This is a genomic window from Tessaracoccus palaemonis (genome assembly GCF_019316905.1).
In the GTDB taxonomy this organism is placed as follows: domain Bacteria; phylum Actinomycetota; class Actinomycetes; order Propionibacteriales; family Propionibacteriaceae; genus Arachnia; species Arachnia palaemonis.
Genome location: NZ_CP079216.1, coordinates 880505 through 898072, shown reverse-complemented (window position 1 = coordinate 898072; position 17568 = coordinate 880505). Strand labels below are relative to the sequence as shown.

Sequence of the window (17568 nt, the reverse complement as noted above, 5' to 3'; positions counted from 1 at the left end):
GGGCGGCTGGAACACAAGGAGTCAGGTGAACGACAACGCATCGCGCAGCGCACGCCGCGCCGCAGTCGACATCGACGACGTCGTCGAGGTCGAGGCGACCGGTTCCCCGGCCCGCCGTGGAGCCACCGCCCTTCGGTTCAGCCGCAGACTGATCTCCCTCTCCGTCGCCGGCGCGCTCAGCGTCTCGGCCCTCTTCGCCTTCGCCTTCGTCGCCCGCGGTGCCGGGTTCGACGCGGCCGACGACGTCGCCGTCCCCGCCGCTGCCGCCTCCGCCGCCGAGGAGGCCTTCGGGGACCGCTCGGAGGAGGTCAGCCGCAGCGTCGTGCGCTCGCACCTGAGCGACGCGATCGCCGATGATGCCGCCAAGGAGCGCGAGTCGGCCCTCGCCGAGTCGAACGCGTCGGCCGCCGAGGCCGAGACCGAGACCACCGCCGCCGAGCGCGAGAGCCTCATGTCGGCCGATCTGGTGCTCGTCGCCAAGCAGTCGAAGAAGCTGAAGGCCGAGGCCGAGGCCGCCCAGAAGCTGCTCGAGACGGCCGCGGCCGCCGCCGTCGGCCTCAGCATCAACGACCTCTCGGCCCAGGACATCGAGAACCTCACCACCGAGGGGGGCTCGATGCCCGTCAAGTCCAACTACCGCGTCGGCGCCAGCTTCGGCGCCACCGGAACCTGGTCGCGCTACCACACGGGCCAGGACTTCCCGGCCCCCGTCGGCACCCCCATCTACGCAGCCGCCTCCGGCGTGGTCCTCAGCTCCACCGCCGGCTCCTGGGCCGGCACCAACGTCGTCATCCAGCACTCCAGCGGAGCGACGCTGTACGCCCACATGAGCCGCAAGGTCGTCTCCCCCGGTGACACCGTGAAGGTGGGACAGCTGATCGGATACGTCGGCGTCACCGGCCGCTCCTTCGGCGCCCACCTGCACTTCGAGTACTACCCCGACGGCACCACCCCGGGCGACATCTACTCGGCCAGCAACCCCGTCACCTGGCTCAAGTCGCTCGGCGTCTCGGTCAGGTAGGACCCCTCGCTCCGCTCGGGCGTCGCTCGGCGTCTCGGTCAGGTGGGACCCCTCGCTCCGCTCGGGGCGTTTCGACAGGCTCAACGATCCGTGATCGGTTCCCTGAGCTCGTCGAAGGGCCTGAGCCTCCCGGTTCCCTGAGCTCGTCGAAGGACCCTGAGCGAAGCGAAGGGGAACAGCCACCAAACGCACCTCTGCAGGCCCGCGCCGCGCACAAGAGTGGCTAGAGCCCCAGCACCCGGATATAGGCAGCGTGCTGGGGGCCAGGCCACAGTTGTGCGCGCCAGGGGAACCTCTCGACAAGCTCGAGGCGTTTCGACAGGCTCAACGACCCGTGATCGGTTCCCTGAGCCTGTCGAAGGGCCCTGAGCGCAGCGAAGGGTCTACAGCTTCTCCATCGGCGCGTGGCGCAGGCTGAGACGCTTGGCGCCGGCCGAGCCGAAGTCGACGTCGACCTTCGTCGCGTCCCCGGCGCCGTGTACCGCGATGACGGTGCCCATGCCGAAGGCCGTGTGCAGCACCCGCTCCCCCACTTCGACGGAAGCGACGCGGTTGACCGGCACCTTCTTCCCGGAACCGAAACTCTGCATCGACGCGGTGGTGCTCGAGCGGCGGCCCGCGTCGCGGCCGGCCCACGTGGTGGTGGCCTCTCCCGTGCGGCGCCAGTCGATGACCTGAGCTGGCACCTCATCGAGGAACCGGGAGGCGGGGTTGTAGTTCGGCTGGCCGAAGGTGATGCGGACCTGCGCCCGGCTCAGGTAGAGGCGCTTGCGGGCGCGCGTGATGCCGACATAGGCCAGTCGACGCTCCTCCTCAAGTTCCTCCGGGTCGGTCAGCGCACGCATGTGCGGGAAGATGCCCTCCTCCATGCCGGTCAGGAAGACCGTGTCGAACTCGAGCCCCTTGGCCGTGTGGAGCGTCATGAGCGTCACGACGCCCTTGCCCTCCTCGTGCTCCGGGACCTGGTCGGAGTCCGCGACCAGCGCGATGCGCTCCAGGAACGCGGGCAGCGAGTCGTCGGGCTCCGGCATACCGGAGGCCAGTCCGGACTCCGCTGCCTCGGCCTCGTCCAGGTCGACGGCGCCGACGGAGGCGACGAACTCCGCGGCGACGCTGACGAGCTCCTCCAGGTTCTCCAGGCGCGTCTCGTCCTGCGGGTCGGTGGAGTTCTGGAGTTCGGGGACGTATCCGGACTCGTGCAGGATCGACGTCAGCACCTCGTCGGCGGGCCTGCCCTCCGCGACCATGGCGCGGTGCAGGTTCATGACGTCGACGAAGCCCTGGATCTGCTTCGACGAGCGGGTCGCGAGTCCCGGTGCCTCCGACGAGCGCTGCAGCGCATCGAAGAAGCTGATCCGCTCGGCGCTGGCCAGCGACGCGATGGCTGCCTCGGCGCGGTCGCCGATGCCGCGCTTCGGCACGTTGAGGATGCGCCGCACCGAAACGTCGTCGGCCGGGTTCGCCAGCGCGCGCAGGTACGCGATGGCGTCGCGGATCTCGCGGCGCTCGTAGAAGCGCACGCCGCCGACGACCTTGTAGGGCATGCCGACGCGGATGAACACCTCCTCGAACCCTCGCGACTGCGCGTTGGTGCGGTAGAAGACCGCGGTGTCGCCGTACTGGCTGACTCCCTCGTCGGACAGCTTGTCGATCTCGGTGGCGACGAACTGGGCCTCGTCGTGCTCGGTGTCGGCCACCCAGCCCGTGATCAGCTCGCCGTCGCCCAGGTCGGACCACAGCGACTTGTCGCGGCGGCCCTGGTTGCGGGAGATGACGGCGTTGGCGGCCTTCAGGATGTTGTGGGTGGAGCGGTAGTTCTGGTCCAGCACGACGGTGGTGGCGCCCGGGAAGTCGGCCTCGAAGTCGAGGATGTTGCGGATGGTTGCGCCGCGGAAGGCATAGATGGACTGGTCGGAGTCGCCGACGACCATCAGCTCGGCCGGCTCGACGACCGGGGTGCCGTCGACGACGCCGGTTGTCTGCTCGCCGCACAGCTCCTTCACGAGCGAGTACTGCGCGTGGTTGGTGTCCTGGTACTCGTCGACGAGCACCTGACGGAACCGGCGACGGTACTTCTCCCGCACGTCGGGGAAGGCGCGGAACAGGTTGACGGTGGTCATGATCAGGTCGTCGAAGTCCAGGGCGTTCGCGGCCCCCAGGCGGGTCTGGTAGTCGGCGTAGGCGGCGGCGTAGGTCTCCTTGACGGGGTTGTCCGCCTCCGAGCGGGCCGTCTCGTGGTCGACCAGTTCGTTCTTGAAGTTGCTGACCACCGTCATGACCTTGCGGACGGGGAACTTCTTCGGGTCGACGGCCAGGTCGCGCAGCACGAGCGACATGAGCCGCTTCGAGTCGGCGTCGTCGTAGATCGAGAAGCTCTTGGAGATGCCGAAGCGGTCGATGTCGGCGCGCAGGATCCGCACGCAGGCGGAGTGGAACGTCGAGACCCACATGAGCTTGGCGCGGTTGCCGACCAGGTCGACGACGCGCTGGCGCATCTCGGCGGCGGCCTTGTTGGTGAACGTGATGGCGAGGATGGATCCGGGGTGCACGTTCCGCTCGGCGACCAGGTAGGCGATCCGGCGGGTCAGCACGCGCGTCTTGCCGGAGCCGGCACCCGCGACGACCAGCACGGGGCCGCCCTGGTGGACGACCGCCTCCCGCTGGGGCCCGTTGAGGCCCGCGAGGAGCTCCTCGGCGCTCACCTTCTTCGCGCTGCCCTGGCGACGCTCGCCGTTCTCGCGGGGCTTCGGGGGCTGGGTCGGCTGGAAGACGGCGAACAGGTCAGGCATCAGGGAGTCGCTCATAGCGTGGGTCAGATTACCCTCCCGGTCCGACGATCGACGCGTCGGTAAGCTGCAGACATGCGTCGCACGTTCGCCCGGCTCACTCGACTGTTCAACCGCGTGACCGTGGCCCTCGTGCTGGGGCAGCTGGCCGCTGTGATCGCCATCACGGTGACGGAGGCCAGTCGGAAGAAGCACCGGAAGCTGCGCAGATTCCCGGTCACGCCACCCGAGCCCATTGCTTTCGAGTCGAGCGAGCTGACCATCTACACGTACGGCGAACATGTCTTCGACGACATGATCGAGGCGATCGACTTCGCCCAGGAGCGCGTCTACTTCGAGACCTTCATCTGGAAGGGAGACGACGAGGGCCAGCGCTTCATGGACGCCCTGATCCGTGCCGCGGACCGCGGCGTCGAGGTCCACGTCATCTGGGATGAGTTCGCGAACCTCGTCGTCCCCCCGAAGTTCTACCAGCAGCTTCCGGACCGGATCCGCACGCTGCGCCTTCCGGCGATGCCGATCCCGTGGTCGCCGCGCACCTGGGGCCGCGACCACCGCAAGCTGCTGGTCGTCGACGGGGTCATCGGGTTCATCGGCGGCTACAACATCGGCTCGCTGTACGCGACCGACTGGCGCGACACCCACGCCCGCATCGTCGGCCCCGGGGCCGCGGAGATCGAGAACGCGTTCATCGACTTCTGGAACCTGCACACCGGGCGGCGGCGCAGGCGCATCGAGCACAACCCCAAGCGCACCTGGCAGACGCGGATGTGGGTGCACCGCAATGTGCCCCGGCTGCAGGTGTACCCGATCCGCAACATGTACCTGGAGGCCATCGACCGCGCCTCCGAGCGGATCTGGTTCACGCACGCCTACCTGATCCCTGACGAGGACCTGATCCGCGCACTGCGGGATGCCTGCCGCCGCGGCGTCGACGTGCGGATCATCGTGCCGGCCGTGTCCAACCACGTCGTCGCGGACTGGCTCTCGCGCGGCTTCTACACGACGCTGCTGGAGGCCGGCATCAAGCTGTACCTGTTCCAGGGCGCGATGGTGCACGCGAAGACCGCGACGATCGACGGCAGCTGGTCGACGATCGGCACGGCCAACATCGACCGGCTGAGCCTGTGGGGCAACTACGAGATCAACCTGGAGATCGCCGACCCGCACGTCGCCGAGCGGATGGAGGAGATCTTCCTCACCGACCAGTCGAACACGGTTCAGCTGAACGAGGAACGGTGGGCAAGGCGCTCGTGGGTCGCGAAGCTCACCGAGCTGTTCCTCTCACCGCTCAGGCCACTGTTCTGAGCGTCGGATCCGCCCCTGTCGGGGTTGTCCCCGATTCAGCCGAAGGCGTATAGCCGGGCAGGATCAGGGTCGATCCGTGTAACTGTGACCCCTTGTCAGTGCCATGCTGGGCACATGGGAACCATCATTGCCTACATCGTCATCGGCCTCCTCGGAGGCGCCATCGCCAAGGCGATCCTGCCCGGCAACCAGGGTGGCGGCTGGGTCGCGACGATCCTGCTCGGCATCGCGGGCGCTCTCGTCGGTGGGTTCATCGGCGGCGCGATCTTCGGCGTCTCGTACTCGGACATCTTCTCCCTCAAGGGGCTGATCTTCTCCGTGCTCGGCGCGCTCCTGCTGCTGGTGATCTACGGATTCGTCACCAAGAAGAAGGCCTGACGCCTCCCCGTCCTTTCCTTCCCCGCCTACCCGACGGCGCCGGCTCCGGCCGGCGCCGTCGCCTATGTCCGAGCCAGCTAGGCTCGACGCCATGACGCTGGACCTGTGGCTCGCCAGCTACACCCCGCCCCACGGCAGCGGCCGGGGGATCTCCGCGGCAGCCTGGGAAGGGGCCGCGTTCACCGTCGGCGGCCTGCTGGCGGGGGCGGCGTCTCCGTCGTTCGTCGTGCAGCACCCGAGCCTGGACGTTCTGTACGCCGTCGAGGAGCACGAGGGTCGCCTCCTGGTGCTGCGCCGCGAGGGCGACGCGTATGTCGCCGCGCAGACGCGGCCAGCCGGCGCCGCCGCCTGCCATGTGCGGGTCGAGGCGGACGGATCCGGGGTGACGGTCGCCTGCTGGGGCGACGGGGCCGTGCTGCACTACCTCCTCGACGACGACGGGCTGGTCACGACGACGCTGCGCGCCCCCGCCGTCGACGCAGACGTGACGCGGGCCCACGCCTCCGCAGCCCTGCCGACCGGCGGTTTCGTCACCACCGACCTCGGCGCCGACCTGCTGCGCCGCTTCCGCGTCGCCGACGGTGCGCTGTCGGAGGTCGACAGGCTGCAGCTGCCGGCAGGGGTCGGCCCGCGCCACCTCGTGGTGCACGAGGAGTGGTTGTTCGTCGTGACGGAGTTCAGCAACGAGGTGCTGGTCGTCGGCTGGCCCGGCGCCCTCGAGCTCGTCGGCAGGCACCCGGTGCGCGCCACCGGCGCCGACGGTGACGCGTGCGCCGAGATCGCGCAGGTCGGCGGCTGGCTGACCGTGGGGGTGCGCGGGTCGGACGTGCTCGCGGTGCTGCGGGTCGTCGACGACCCCACGAAGCACGTCATCGAGCTGGAGCCCGCCGGGGAGGTCGCGACCGGCGGCAGCCACCCGCGCCACCACCTGCACGTGCCCGGCGCGGTGCTGGTGTGCAACCAGCTGTCCGACCAGGTGACGGTGCTGCCGTTCGACGAGGCGACCGGTCGGCTGGGCGACGCGGCCGCCGTCGTGCCCGCCGCGTCGCCGACGCAGCTGGCTCCCCTGCGCCGCTGAGTCAGATCAGGTGGCGGTCGGTGGCCCACTTGGTCAGCTGGTGGCGGTTGCTGAGTTGCAGCTTCCGCAGCACCGAGCTGACGTGGGTTTCGACCGTCTTGATGGAGATGAACAGCTCCTTGGCGACCTCGCGGTAGGAGTAGCCGCGCGCGATCAGCTTGAGGACCTCGCGCTCGCGGGCGGAGATCTTGTCCAGCTCCTCGTCGATGCTGGCGACGTCGACGGCTCCGGAGAACGCGTCGAGCACGAAGCCCGCGAGCCGGGGCGAGAAGACCGCGTCGCCGGCCGCGACCCGGGCCATGCCCTCCAGCAGCTCGTCGGAGCTGATGGACTTGGTGACGTAGCCGCGGGCCCCCGCGCGGATGACGCCGATGACGTCCTGGGCCGCGTCCGAGACGGACAGCGCCAGGAACTTCACGTCGGGGCACTGCGGCTGGACCTGCTTGATGACCTCCGCGCCGCCGCCGCCGGGCAGGTGGACGTCGAGCAGCACGACGTCCGGCTTCTGCTCGACGATCACGGCCACGGCGCTGTCGACGTCCTCGCCCTCGCCGACGACCAGGCACCTGCCGCCGATCTCGTGACGCACGCCTGCGCGGAACATGGCATGGTCGTCGACGATCACCACGCGCAGCTCCGACAGCGGAACGGGAGTCGGAGCGGGGGTGGCGTCATCGGTCATCGGGAGATCTCCAGTTTCACTTCGGTGCCCTCACCGGGGGTGGAGCGGATCGTCGCGGAGCCGCCGTAGCGGTCCATGCGGGCCTTGATGGATTCTCTCACGCCCATCCTGCCCGAGGGAACGGCGTCGGGGTCGAAGCCCGCGCCCCGGTCCCGGACGAAGATCTCGATGCGGTCGTCCTCGGCCTCGGCGTACACGTCGATCCGCGGTGCCCCGGAGTGCTTCGCGGCGTTGGTGACGGCCTCTCCCGTGGCCATGATCAGCGCCTCGACGCGGTCGTCGACGGTCGCGTCGCCGACGCAGACCAGCTCGACGTCGACGGGGAACCGGCCCTCCACGTCGGAGGTCATCTCCCTCAGCGCGGAGCGGAGCGAGGCTGCGCGCGCGGTCTCGCCGTAGAGCCAGGTCCGCAGTTCGCGCTCCTGGCGGCGGGCGAGCTGCGCGACCGTGGCGGGGTCGTTGGCCTGTCGCTGGATCAGGGCGAGGGTCTGCAGGACCGAGTCGTGGAGGTGAGCCGCCATGTCGGCCCTCGCCTCGGCACGCAGGCGCTCCGCGTCGGCCCTGCGGACGCGGGCCCGCTGCTGGTACAGCCAGGGCGCGGCGACGACCACGAGTCCGGCGAGCAGCACGCCGGAGGCGCCGAGCACCCCCGGGAGCTGGGACAGGCCGATCTGGGTGGCGAGGATCCACGAGATGCCGAGGCCGACGAGCACGAGTCCTCCGACCAGCCGCAGCACGCTCATGGCGCCACCGCCGCGCGTGAGGCGCTGCCACGCTCCCCTGCGCTCCTCGGGCGCGACGCGTTCGTCGACCTGCAGCCAGATGGTGATGACGCCGAGGCCGCCGATCACGGCTGGCCAGAACAGGCCGGTCGGCACGACGCCGCCGGACACGAAGAGCCACAACAGGCCGACCACGACAAGGCCGCCGGCGATCACGACGCCGTCGTCGGGCTTGACGGGGGCGGCGGCCGCGGGGCGCATGCCCCTGCGCGTCGCGGCCGCGAGCCCGGCGGGTTCGTCGGACCCCTGCGAACGCGGCACCAGCACCCACAGCGCGCCGTAGGCCAGCGCCCCAGCGCCGGAGAACATGGCCGCGATGACGAAGCAGACGCGCACGAGCGTCACGTTGATCCCGAGATGCGCGGCCAGCCCCTGGGCGACGCCGGCGATGACCTTGCCGCTGCCCGCCCGGCGCAGCGGCACCCGGGCAGGCGCGTCCTGGGCCGCGGGCAGGTTGGTCATGGGTCCAGCCTGTCACGTCGACCCACCTGGGAACCAGCCCCGGCGGGGGTATCCAGGGACGGCTCAGGGGGTTTCCCGATGCGGTCGTTTCGCGCCATCGGCCACACTGGAGGCATGTCCACCGAACTCGACCTCGCCTGGCTCGACCCGAGCTGTCGGGACCTGACGCGCCGCGAGGCCGACGGTCTCGGGTCGGGGCTGAGCCGCGCCATGGCGCAGCGGCTGGGCGTGGACGTCATCATCGTGCGCGTTGCGTTCGTGGTCCTTGCCCTCAGCGCGGGCCTCGGACTCGCCCTCTACGGCTGGGGCACGCTGCTGACCCGCGGCCCTCAGGGCAGCCGGCCCATCGATGCCCTGCTCCCCTCGTTCCGGACGTGGAGCCTCGGGTCACAGAAGGCCGCGGTCATCATCACGACGCTCATCTTCACGTTCGTGGTGGCCGCCTCCACGCCGCTGCCCTGGGGTGCGGGGTTCCTGCTGCTCGGCGCGGTGATCGTCGTCCGGCGGCGCGCGCTGCGCGGTTTCCGGTTTCCCGAGCCCGCCGGCCAGGAGCTGAGCGTCGACGCGCAGCTCGTGGCCTGGCGGTCCCGGCTCGAGGCCGCGGCGGGGAGCAGCGTCCACACCGTGCCAGAGCTGGACCTCGACAGCACCCCTGTCGTCCCGACGCCCGCCCCGCCCCGGGCCCGACGCTCGTGGCTGGCGGGTCTCGCCGTGCTGGCCGCCGGGGGCGGCGTCGGCGCGATCGCTCACTTCGTGGCAGGGTTCTCCGATGTGGTCTCCCTGGCGGCCGGCGTGGTCGCGGCCGGCGCCACGGCCGTCGTCCTCGCGCTGGTGATGCGCACGCGTCGGGTTCCGCGGCTGGTGCTCGCGGCGCTTGCCGTCGCCGTCCTCAGCTGCGGCTGGCTCGCCAGCCAGTCCGGCGCTGGCCCGGCACCCGACCCCGGGGTCCTGGAGATCAGCGCCACCGCGACCGACGAGACCATCGACCTGGGCGAGGCGGACCTGACCGGCGTCGACGAGGTCGTCATCCGCGCGGTGGCCGCGGACATCACCGTGGCCGTCCCCGGGCCGGTCGGCGAGCTCTCTTCGGACCTGACGCTCAGTTCTCTTGCCGCGGACCCCGACGTCGAGACGGACACCGGCGTGACAGTGCTCGACCGGCTGGTCATCGACGCCACCGCCTCGGATGTCAAGGTGGTGAGGGGCGAATGAACCGACCCGGAATCGACGCGGGCGCCATCGCGCTCGGCCTGGCCGCCATCGGCTTCGGCGTCGTGCTCGTCCTCGCCGGGCAGCTGAGCTCGGCCGCCATCCAGCCCATCCTGGCCGTCATCCTCGCCGCCGCGGGGGGAATCGGTCTGCTGATCCACCGCGGCACCACCCGGAACCGCAACAAGTAAGGAAATGTCATGAGTCTGTCCCGTAGCAACAACGCCATCGTCGCGGGCGTGGCCGGAGGCATCGCCAAGGCCGCCAACCTCGACCCCACCTGGATCCGCGTCGCCTTCGTCGTGCTGACCGTGTTCAGCGCCGGCACCGCCCTGGTCGTCTACGCCCTGCTGTGGGTCATCCTGCCGAAGGAGGGCCAGAGCGGGACGATCGCGCAGGACGGCATCGAGAAGGCGAAGCGCTGGGCCGCCGACCGGAAGAACACCGACGTCGGCATCTGAGCCCATTGACGCGGACGGCCCCGCAGCTTCGTCGAGCTGCGGGGCCGTCGGTCGTCCGGGTGGGATCACTCCCACTCGATGGTGCCCGGGGGCTTGCTGGTGATGTCGAGGGTCACGCGGTTGACCTCCGCCACCTCGTTGGTGATGCGGTTGGAGATCTTCTCCAGGACCTCGTAGGGCAGGCGGGCCCAGTCGGCGGTCATGGCATCGTCGGAGGTGACGGGGCGCAGCACGATCGGGTGGCCGTAGGTGCGGCCGTCGCCCTGGACACCCACAGAGCGGACGTCGGCGAGCAGCACGACGGGGAACTGCCAGATGTCGCGCTCCAGCTTGGCCGCGGCGAGCTCGTGGCGGGCGATGGCGTCAGCCTGGCGCAGCGTGTCGAGCCGGTCCTCGGTGACCTCACCGATGATGCGGATCGCGAGGCCCGGGCCGGGGAACGGGTGGCGCCAGACCATCTCCTCGGGCAGGCCGAGCTGGAGGCCGACGGCGCGGACCTCGTCCTTGAACATCTGGCGCAGCGGCTCGATGAGCGTGAACTGCAGGTCCTCGGGCAGGCCGCCGACGTTGTGGTGGCTCTTGATGTTCGCCGCGCCCTCCCCGCCGCCGGACTCGACGACGTCGGGGTACAGCGTGCCCTGGACGAGGAAGTCGATGCCCTTGTCGCCGGCGATCTCGCGGGCCTGGGACTCGAAGGTGCGGATGAACTGAGCTCCGATGATCTTGCGCTTGGTCTCCGGGTCGGACACGCCGGCCAGGGCGCCGAGGAAGCGGTCCTTCTCGTCGGCGACGACCAGGTCGACGCCGGTGACGGCCACGAAGTCGGTCTTGACCTGCTCGGCCTCCCCCTGACGCAGGAGGCCGTGGTCGACGAAGACGCAGGTGAGCTGCGGGCCGATGGCGCGCTGCACGAGCGCGGCGGCGACTGCGGAGTCCACGCCGCCTGACAGCGCGCACAGCACGCGGCGGTCGCCCACCTGGGCGCGGATGGAGTCGATGGCCTCGGTGACCATGTTCTCGGGAGTCCAGTCGGGCGTCAGCTCCGCAATGTTGAACAGGAAGTGCTCGAGCACCTGCTGCCCCCACTGCGAGTGCAGGACCTCGGGGTGCCACTGCACGCCCGCGAGCTTGCGGCCGAGGTCCTCGAACGCGGCGACGGGCGCGCCGGCCGTGCGGGCCAGCACCTTGAACCCCTTCGGGGCCTTGGAGACCGAGTCGCCGTGGCTCATCCACACGTTCAGGGTGTTGGGCATGCTCGCGAGCAGGCAGCCGGAGTCGTTGATCGACAGCGACGTGCGGCCGTACTCGCGCTGGCCGGTCCTCGCGACGGTGCCGCCGAGCCCCTGGGCCATGACCTGGAATCCGTAGCAGATGCCGAGCACCGGGACGCCGGCCTCGAAGATCGCCGTGTCCATCGAGGGTGCGCCGTCCGCGTAGACGGAGGCTGGTCCACCCGAGAGGATGATCGCGGAGGGTCTGAGGGCGAGGATCTCGTCGGCTGAGAGCTTCGAGCTCACGATCTCGGAGTAGACCGAGGCCTCCCTGACGCGGCGGGCGATGAGCTGTGCGTACTGGGCACCGAAGTCGACGACGAGAACCTTCTCGTGTGCAGTCATGCGGCCGAGTCTAGAGCTTCGACGCACCCGTGGCACGTCCGGGGCCCTGGCCTGGGCCTCTCCGGAAAATCTCCGCTGCGTCGGGAATAAACGGCCCTGTCAGGCGGGTTGGCGCTGACATGAGCATTTACCCGGATGTGACGGCGCTGATCGGCCGCACCCCCCTTGTCAAGCTGAACCGCATCGCCGGCGACAACGCGACCGTCGCCGCCAAGCTGGAGTTCTACAACCCCGCCAACTCCGTGAAGGACCGCCTCGGCGTCGCCATCGTCGATGCCGCAGAGGCCTCCGGCGAGCTGAAGCCGGGCGGCACCATCGTCGAGGGCACCTCCGGCAACACCGGCATCGCGCTCGCCATGGTCGGCGCCGCGCGTGGCTACAACGTCGTCCTGACGATGCCCGAGACCATGTCTCTGGAGCGTCGCGCGCTGCTGCGCGCGTTCGGCGCCGAGCTCGTGCTCACCCCCGGCCCCGGCGGCATGCGTGGCGCGGTCGAGAAGGCCGAGGAGATCGCCAAGGAGCGCGGCGGCGTGCTGGCCCGCCAGTTCGCCAACCAGGCCAACGTGGAGATCCACCGCAGGACCACCGCCGAGGAGATCTGGAACGACACCGATGGCACGATCGACATCCTCGTCGCGGGCGTCGGCACCGGCGGCACCATCTCCGGCGTCGGCCAGGTCCTCAAGGAGCGCAAGCCCGAGGTCCAGATCGTCGCCGTCGAGCCCGCCGAGTCGCCGATCCTGTCCGGCGGCCAGCCCGGCCCGCACAAGATCCAGGGCATCGGCGCCAACTTCATCCCCGAGATCCTCGACCGCTCCGTGATCGACGAGGTCCTCCCCCGCAACATCGACCAGGCCGTCGAGTTCGCCCGCAAGGCCGCCACCGAGGAGGGCCTGCTGGTGGGCATCTCGTCGGGCGCCGCCCTCTCCGCCGCGGCCGAGATCGCCGCCCGCCCCGAGAACGCCGGCAAGACCATCGTGGCCATCACCGCCGACTTCGGCGAGCGCTACCTGTCCACCGTCCTCTTCGAGGGTCTGCTCGACAAGTGATCTGAGTCCCGCGAACGGGGTCCGGCAACCACGCCGGGCCCCGTTCGTCGTTATCCGGGCCACCGCCCCGACCGGCACCCCACACACGCAGACGCCACCCTTACTGACCGACGCCACCCTTCTCGACGGACGCTTCCCTTGTCGACACATGCCACCGCCATGGCGGTGGCATGTGTCGACAAGGGTGGCGTGTGCAGTTCACGGTGGCGTTGGGCGCTCCGGGACACCGTCAATCTTTGAGCTCCGCCGCCAGATCGAACGGCAGCAGCAGTTCCTGTTCGTCCCCATGGACGACATCCGCCCCTGGCACCGGGCCTTGTTCGGGCCAGGCGATATCTGACGTCGGCAGAGGTTCCGGCGTGGCGACAGCCCCCACCGTCAGATAGTCGAACAGCGACCGGGGGACGGGACGCTCAAGCCTCAGCTGCATCGTCACGACCGACACTGCTCCGCCGTTGCCGTCGGGCATCTGCTCCTGCTCGGGAGACTGCGACCGCGCCCTGCCGAGGTAGACGAAGTCGGTGCCCTCGGCATCGTCGCGCTTGACGAAGACATGGATGGCGACGCTGTTACTGGTGATGGCCCGGACTTCGTCGCTGGCCAGCGTCCGTCGGCTGCGGGTGAACCACCGCATGGTGGCCTCGTCGAGCAGCTCGTCCTCGTACGCGACGGTCGCTCCCACCTCGTCGGACTTGTGGTAGGTCACGAAGATCGGGCAGGTTGCCGTCGCGCGATCCACCTTGTAGCCGTACACGGTGGAGGTCTGGTCGCTGGCCCAGTTCAACAGCCGGCAGGCGTCGCGGCGTGAGTACCGCTCGCCCACGCGGAAGCCGGCCGACCAGTCGTGGCGGTGGCGGGCCAGGTACAGGCCGGTCTCCACCAGGTCCTCCACGTGTCCGCGGAAGTCGACGTCGACGTCCCACTCGTGCCGGAACTCCGCAGAGAGGCCGATGCGATCGCCGGAGACCTCGACAACCGGGAGGTAGTCGTCGTGGACCTTCGCGGGCAGGAAACTGCGATCCAGCACTCGGAGGCTCGCATCGACCACCGCGTCGTCATGGGAGCAACCACGCAAAGACAACTCGCCGACGACGTCGGACCTGGTCTGCTCGCCACGGTCCAGCAGCGCCTGCAGGATCACGAGCTCGTGCGGCCTCTTGCCGTCGAGGATCAGGTAGGTCAGTAGCCTGAGCAGCCGGTCGGCTCGCTCGGACGGCGCGTCCGCCTTCCTGATCTTCCGGAGGAAGCGCCAGTAGGTCTTCTCCCGGTTGGCCAGCACGGTGGCGTCGACCGTGTCGAAGCGGGCGAAGTCGATCAGGCGCGGGCGGGCACCGACCCGGCTGGCCATCTCGGTGTAGGCCGCCTTGAGGTTGGCCAGCGAGTCGAGCTTCGCCACGTCGAGGGCCCGGAACACACGTTCCCGGGAGATCTCGTCGAAGCTGACGCTGGAGAGCCCGGCGATCGATCCCGCCTCCCGTGCGTCGATCAGCGCCCGGCGCACCGAGTCCTTGTTGAGGCTCGTGTCCCCGAACAGCGCGATGGGGATGAGGAAGTTGTTGGTGTAGTTGCCGATGAAGTCGATGACGACGAGGTAGTCCTTGCCCGCAGCGCGGCGCAGCCCGCGGCCGAGCTGCTGGGTGAAGACGATGCTGGAGGACGTCTGGCGGAGCATGACCACCTGGTTGATCTTCGGGATGTCGATGCCCTCGTTGAAGATGTCGACCGTCAGGAGGTAGTCGAGCTCGCCCCGTTCAAGCTGTTCCACCGCCGCTTCCCGCACCTCCGGCCTGTCGTCTCCGGTGAGCGCGCGTGTGCGGAGCGGGGCGCCGCGCAGGGTCCGGGCGTTGAGGAGACGCGAGAGCTCGTGTGCCTCGTCCTTCCCGGAGCAGAACACGAGGCCATGGATCGGCTCGCCCCGACGAGCGTAGGTGTCGACCGCGCGCAGAAGGTGGTCGACCCGTTCCGGGGCGACGAGCTGGCCGAGCCGGCTGGCGTCGTCGATGACCTCTCCGTTGGCGTCGACGTAGTCCGTGACTCCGTAGTAATGGAAGGGCGCGAGCATGTCGGCCTCGAGTGCCTTCTGGAGCCGGATCTCGTAGGCGACGTTGTGGTCGAACAGCTCGAAGATGTCGAATCCGTCGGTCCGCTCCGGGGTCGCGGTCATGCCCAGCAGGAAGTCCGGGCTGAGGTGGTCGATCACTCGACGGTAGGTCCGGGCGCCGGCTTTGTGCACCTCGTCGATGAGGACGTAGTCGAAGGCGTCTGGGGAGATGGTTCCCAGGTTGTCCGCCCGGCTGATCGTCTGGATCGTCGCGAAGACGTAACGACGGTTGTCCTGTCTGACCCCGCCGGTCCACTTCCCGAAGTCCTCGTCGGGTGCGTTCAGGACGCGCTTGAACTCGGAGATCGCCTTGTCCAGGATCTGCTCGCGGTGGACGACGAACAGCATCCGTCGCGGGGCCGCGCGGCGCACGTCGAGAGCGGCGAGGATCGTCTTGCCGGTGCCAGTGGCCGAGATCACGACCGCGCGCCGCTCCCCCGCCGAGCGCAGCAGGTCGATCTGCTCGAGCGCCTCCACCTGCATCGCGTTGGGAAGGACCTGCTCGCTGGCGCGAGTCGCACCGGCCGGGCCGATCAGCTGGGGTGCGCCGTGCGTGACGGGCCGCACCCAGACGCGGCGGTAGGCGTCGATCCAGTCCTGATCCAGTGTGCGGGCGCGGGCGACCTGCCGGGCCACCACAGCCTCCAGCTGATGGACGATGTTCCCGCCGTCGAGCGCGGAGAAGCGGAGGTTCCACTCGTGGTTGCGCTGCAGCGCGCTCTCGGTCAGGTTGGAACTGCCGATGATGGCGGCCGTGCCCGTGGGCTGACGGAACAGGTAGCCCTTCGCGTGGAACGCCTCGGCTGGGTCGTCGAGGAGCAGGACGTCGACGCCGGGGAGGGCCGCGAGTTCCTCGAAGGCCTGCGGGGAGTTGAAGCCGAGGTAGGTCGACGTGATGATCGTGCCGCGGCCGGCGTAGTCCAGCAGCGCCTGTTTGAGGGTCGCCACGGCTCCCGGGGTGACGAAGGCGACGGAGAACACGAAGCTGGTCGATCGCCGGAGCTCGTGCAGGATCGCGCGCAGCATCGTGTCGCCGTCCTCGTTGACGATGAGGCGAGGCTGAAACTGCCGGGGTGACGGTGCGTCGGCGTCGAGGAAGCCGAAGAGTGTGTCTCGGCCGACCGCGGTGGAGGTCAGCTCCATCGCTCGCGCTCGGCGAGGATCGTCTCCACTGACTCGACGTCAGCCGGTGCCCACTCGAGAGCCGCGAGTTCCTCGGCGTCGGCCCAGACGATGGCCGCATGCTCGGTCAAGGCTGGTTCGCCGGCGATCAGGCGGCACCAGTACGTGGAGAGGTCCACGAGGCCGAAGTCGTAGGCGTGCTCGGTGCGGGCGACAAGTTCACCGATCTCGATCCGACAGCCCAACTCCTCGACGATCTCGCGTCGCAGCGTCTCCTGCGGCGTCTCGCCGGGTTCGATCTTTCCGCCCGGAAACTCCCAGCACCCGGCGAGCGACATCCCCTCGCCTCGCTGGGCGGCAAGGATGCGGCCGTCGCGAACCAGCACTGCACCCACCACCGTGATCCGCTTCATGCGCGCTCCTGTCCTGCTCGACGACCAGGTTAGCGGTCCGGGCAGACGCGGCAACGGGGCTGCCCGGCCATGGTCTCGCGCCGGGCCCGTGGGGCCGGTCGAGGTGGCCATCTCGGGTCGCCGAACACTTCGACAGGCTCAGCACAGGCCCCGTCGAGGTGCCCTGAGCGCAGCGAAGGGTCCCAGCTCGGTCCCGGTGCACAACGATGCGTATGTCGGGGCTGCTGTTCCCATGTTGCAGCGGCCCCCGTATAGGCATCGTTGTGCGGGAAAGGGCACAGGTCAGGTGACCGGTTCGAGCCCGTCGCAAACGCCCTGAGCGCAGCGAAGGGAGAAGCCTGGGGAGATTGATTCCCTTCGCTTCGCTCAGGGCCCTTCGACGAGCTCAGGGAACCGCTGGGGTCGCCGAGCACTTCGACGGCCTCAGTTCGGGCCCTTCGAGGTGCGTGCTACGGGTCGCCGAGCCTGTCGAGGTGCCTGGTACGGTTCGCCGAGCCTGTCGAGGTGCCTGGTCCGGTTCGCCGAGCCTGTCGAGGTGCCCGGTCCGGCTCGCCGAGCCTGTCGAGGTGCCTCGTACGGTTCGCCGAGCCTGTCGAGGTGCCCGGTCCGGCTCGCCGAGCCTGTCGAGGTGCCTGGTACGGTTCGCCGAGCCTGTCGAGGTGCCCTGAGCGAAGCGAAGGGAGTCCGTCGCACGGAGCGGCGGGAGCCCCAGGGAGTGTTGTCAGCCGCGGCGGGCGAGGTGGGTGGCGTCGGCGATGGTGTCGCACCAGTCCTGGATGGTCTTGTCGACGGGGCTGAGGTGTGGGCCGAGGTCGGGGGTGCATTCCAGCCAGGTGCCGCCGCTGGTGACTTCGTAGACGTAGCCCAGGGGGCTGGTCCAGCGGAAGTGGCCGGGTGCGATCTGGTTCAGTACCCAGGCGCCCTTGGTCTTGCCGCGGTGCACGCGGCGGCAGAGCTGGGCGAGGTTGTCCAGGCGGGTCTGGCCGGGTCGGCCGGGCTGGTAGGTGGTGTTGTGGTCGATGTCCAGGCGGCGGGTGCGGGTGGAGAACGGGAACGCCTCCGTGGGTCGCAGCAGCCGCAACGCTTTGCGCATCCGCCGC

General features: G+C 69.7%; 14 protein-coding genes. 8 read left to right on the top strand and 6 right to left on the bottom strand.

Annotated features, from left to right (window positions below):
- Positions 1-25 precede the first annotated feature (25 nt).
- Complete coding sequence (locus KDB89_RS03950) at positions 26-1021, top strand: M23 family metallopeptidase (RefSeq protein WP_219083567.1); 996 nt, start codon at positions 26-28, stop codon at positions 1019-1021.
- A 383-nt stretch (positions 1022-1404) separates the two neighbouring features.
- Here KDB89_RS03950 and pcrA read toward each other — a convergent pair whose 3' ends face one another.
- Positions 1405-3825 (bottom strand): DNA helicase PcrA, encoded by a 2421-nt coding sequence (pcrA, locus tag KDB89_RS03945; RefSeq protein WP_219083566.1) that lies wholly within the window; start codon positions 3823-3825, stop codon positions 1405-1407.
- A 57-nt stretch (positions 3826-3882) separates the two neighbouring features.
- On the opposite strand from pcrA, the gene KDB89_RS03940 reads away from it, so the two are divergent.
- From KDB89_RS03940 to KDB89_RS03930, 3 genes are all read left to right on the top strand, one after another.
- Entirely contained in the window at positions 3883-5115 is a 1233-nt protein-coding gene (locus KDB89_RS03940; protein ID WP_219083565.1) for a phospholipase D-like domain-containing protein, read from the top strand.
- A 114-nt stretch (positions 5116-5229) separates the two neighbouring features.
- Positions 5230-5493 carry a GlsB/YeaQ/YmgE family stress response membrane protein gene (locus KDB89_RS03935; protein ID WP_219083564.1) on the top strand — a complete coding sequence of 88 codons (264 nt, stop codon included), beginning with the start codon at positions 5230-5232 and terminating at the stop codon, positions 5491-5493.
- Between the two features lie 91 nt (positions 5494-5584).
- Positions 5585-6571: a lactonase family protein gene (locus tag KDB89_RS03930; protein WP_219083563.1), complete on the top strand. Its 987-nt coding sequence runs from the start codon at positions 5585-5587 to the stop codon at positions 6569-6571.
- A gap of 1 nt (position 6572) precedes the next feature.
- Here KDB89_RS03930 and KDB89_RS03925 read toward each other — a convergent pair whose 3' ends face one another.
- Together KDB89_RS03925 and KDB89_RS03920 are read right to left on the bottom strand one after the other, a co-directional pair.
- A complete protein-coding gene (locus KDB89_RS03925; RefSeq protein WP_219083562.1) occupies positions 6573-7253 on the bottom strand; it encodes a response regulator in 681 nt (226 codons plus the stop codon).
- Positions 7250-8497 carry an ATP-binding protein gene (locus KDB89_RS03920; RefSeq protein WP_219083561.1) on the bottom strand — a complete coding sequence of 416 codons (1248 nt, stop codon included), beginning with the start codon at positions 8495-8497 and terminating at the stop codon, positions 7250-7252. The genes KDB89_RS03925 and KDB89_RS03920 overlap by 4 nt, the downstream gene beginning before the upstream one ends.
- Before the next feature lie 114 nt (positions 8498-8611).
- Between KDB89_RS03920 and KDB89_RS03915 the strand changes: the two genes are divergently transcribed.
- Genes KDB89_RS03915 through KDB89_RS03905 form a run of 3 tightly spaced genes read left to right on the top strand, consistent with a single transcriptional unit; the run spans position 8612 to position 10167 of the window.
- Positions 8612-9709, top strand: coding sequence for a PspC domain-containing protein (locus KDB89_RS03915; protein WP_219083560.1), 1098 nt, complete (start codon positions 8612-8614; stop codon positions 9707-9709).
- Entirely contained in the window at positions 9706-9897 is a 192-nt protein-coding gene (locus KDB89_RS03910) for a hypothetical protein (protein WP_219083559.1), read from the top strand. The genes KDB89_RS03915 and KDB89_RS03910 overlap by 4 nt, the downstream gene beginning before the upstream one ends.
- Before the next feature lie 9 nt (positions 9898-9906).
- Positions 9907-10167 (top strand): PspC domain-containing protein, encoded by a 261-nt coding sequence (locus KDB89_RS03905; protein WP_219083558.1) that lies wholly within the window; start codon positions 9907-9909, stop codon positions 10165-10167.
- Between the two features lie 65 nt (positions 10168-10232).
- Here KDB89_RS03905 and guaA read toward each other — a convergent pair whose 3' ends face one another.
- Positions 10233-11783, bottom strand: a complete 1551-nt coding sequence (gene guaA / locus KDB89_RS03900) for a glutamine-hydrolyzing GMP synthase (RefSeq protein ID WP_219083557.1) — start codon at positions 11781-11783, stop codon at positions 10233-10235.
- Between the two features lie 119 nt (positions 11784-11902).
- On the opposite strand from guaA, the gene cysK reads away from it, so the two are divergent.
- Positions 11903-12832 carry a cysteine synthase A gene (gene cysK / locus KDB89_RS03895; RefSeq protein ID WP_219083556.1) on the top strand — a complete coding sequence of 310 codons (930 nt, stop codon included), beginning with the start codon at positions 11903-11905 and terminating at the stop codon, positions 12830-12832.
- Positions 12833-13061: 229 nt separating this feature from the next.
- Here cysK and KDB89_RS03890 read toward each other — a convergent pair whose 3' ends face one another.
- Positions 13062-16076, bottom strand: a complete 3015-nt coding sequence (locus tag KDB89_RS03890; protein WP_219083555.1) for a DEAD/DEAH box helicase — start codon at positions 16074-16076, stop codon at positions 13062-13064.
- Positions 16067-16468, bottom strand: coding sequence for a (deoxy)nucleoside triphosphate pyrophosphohydrolase (locus tag KDB89_RS03885; RefSeq protein WP_219083554.1), 402 nt, complete (start codon positions 16466-16468; stop codon positions 16067-16069). Before KDB89_RS03885 ends, KDB89_RS03890 begins: the two co-directional genes overlap by 10 nt.
- Positions 16469-17568 lie beyond the last annotated feature (1100 nt).

Coding starts and splice junctions, on each gene's coding strand:
- KDB89_RS03935 (WP_219083564.1), top strand. CDS start 5,230: ATGGGAACCATCATTGCCTACATCGTCATCGGCCTCCTCGGAGGCGCC.
- KDB89_RS03905 (WP_219083558.1), top strand. CDS start 9,907: ATGAGTCTGTCCCGTAGCAACAACGCCATCGTCGCGGGCGTGGCCGGA.
- guaA (WP_219083557.1), bottom strand. CDS start 11,783: ATGACTGCACACGAGAAGGTTCTCGTCGTCGACTTCGGTGCCCAGTAC.
- KDB89_RS03940 (WP_219083565.1), top strand. CDS start 3,883: ATGCGTCGCACGTTCGCCCGGCTCACTCGACTGTTCAACCGCGTGACC.
- KDB89_RS03885 (WP_219083554.1), bottom strand. CDS start 16,468: ATGAAGCGGATCACGGTGGTGGGTGCAGTGCTGGTTCGCGACGGCCGC.
- KDB89_RS03920 (WP_219083561.1), bottom strand. CDS start 8,497: ATGACCAACCTGCCCGCGGCCCAGGACGCGCCTGCCCGGGTGCCGCTG.
- KDB89_RS03930 (WP_219083563.1), top strand. CDS start 5,585: ATGACGCTGGACCTGTGGCTCGCCAGCTACACCCCGCCCCACGGCAGC.
- KDB89_RS03890 (WP_219083555.1), bottom strand. CDS start 16,076: ATGGAGCTGACCTCCACCGCGGTCGGCCGAGACACACTCTTCGGCTTC.
- KDB89_RS03915 (WP_219083560.1), top strand. CDS start 8,612: ATGTCCACCGAACTCGACCTCGCCTGGCTCGACCCGAGCTGTCGGGAC.
- pcrA (WP_219083566.1), bottom strand. CDS start 3,825: ATGAGCGACTCCCTGATGCCTGACCTGTTCGCCGTCTTCCAGCCGACC.
- KDB89_RS03925 (WP_219083562.1), bottom strand. CDS start 7,253: ATGACCGATGACGCCACCCCCGCTCCGACTCCCGTTCCGCTGTCGGAG.
- KDB89_RS03910 (WP_219083559.1), top strand. CDS start 9,706: ATGAACCGACCCGGAATCGACGCGGGCGCCATCGCGCTCGGCCTGGCC.
- cysK (WP_219083556.1), top strand. CDS start 11,903: ATGAGCATTTACCCGGATGTGACGGCGCTGATCGGCCGCACCCCCCTT.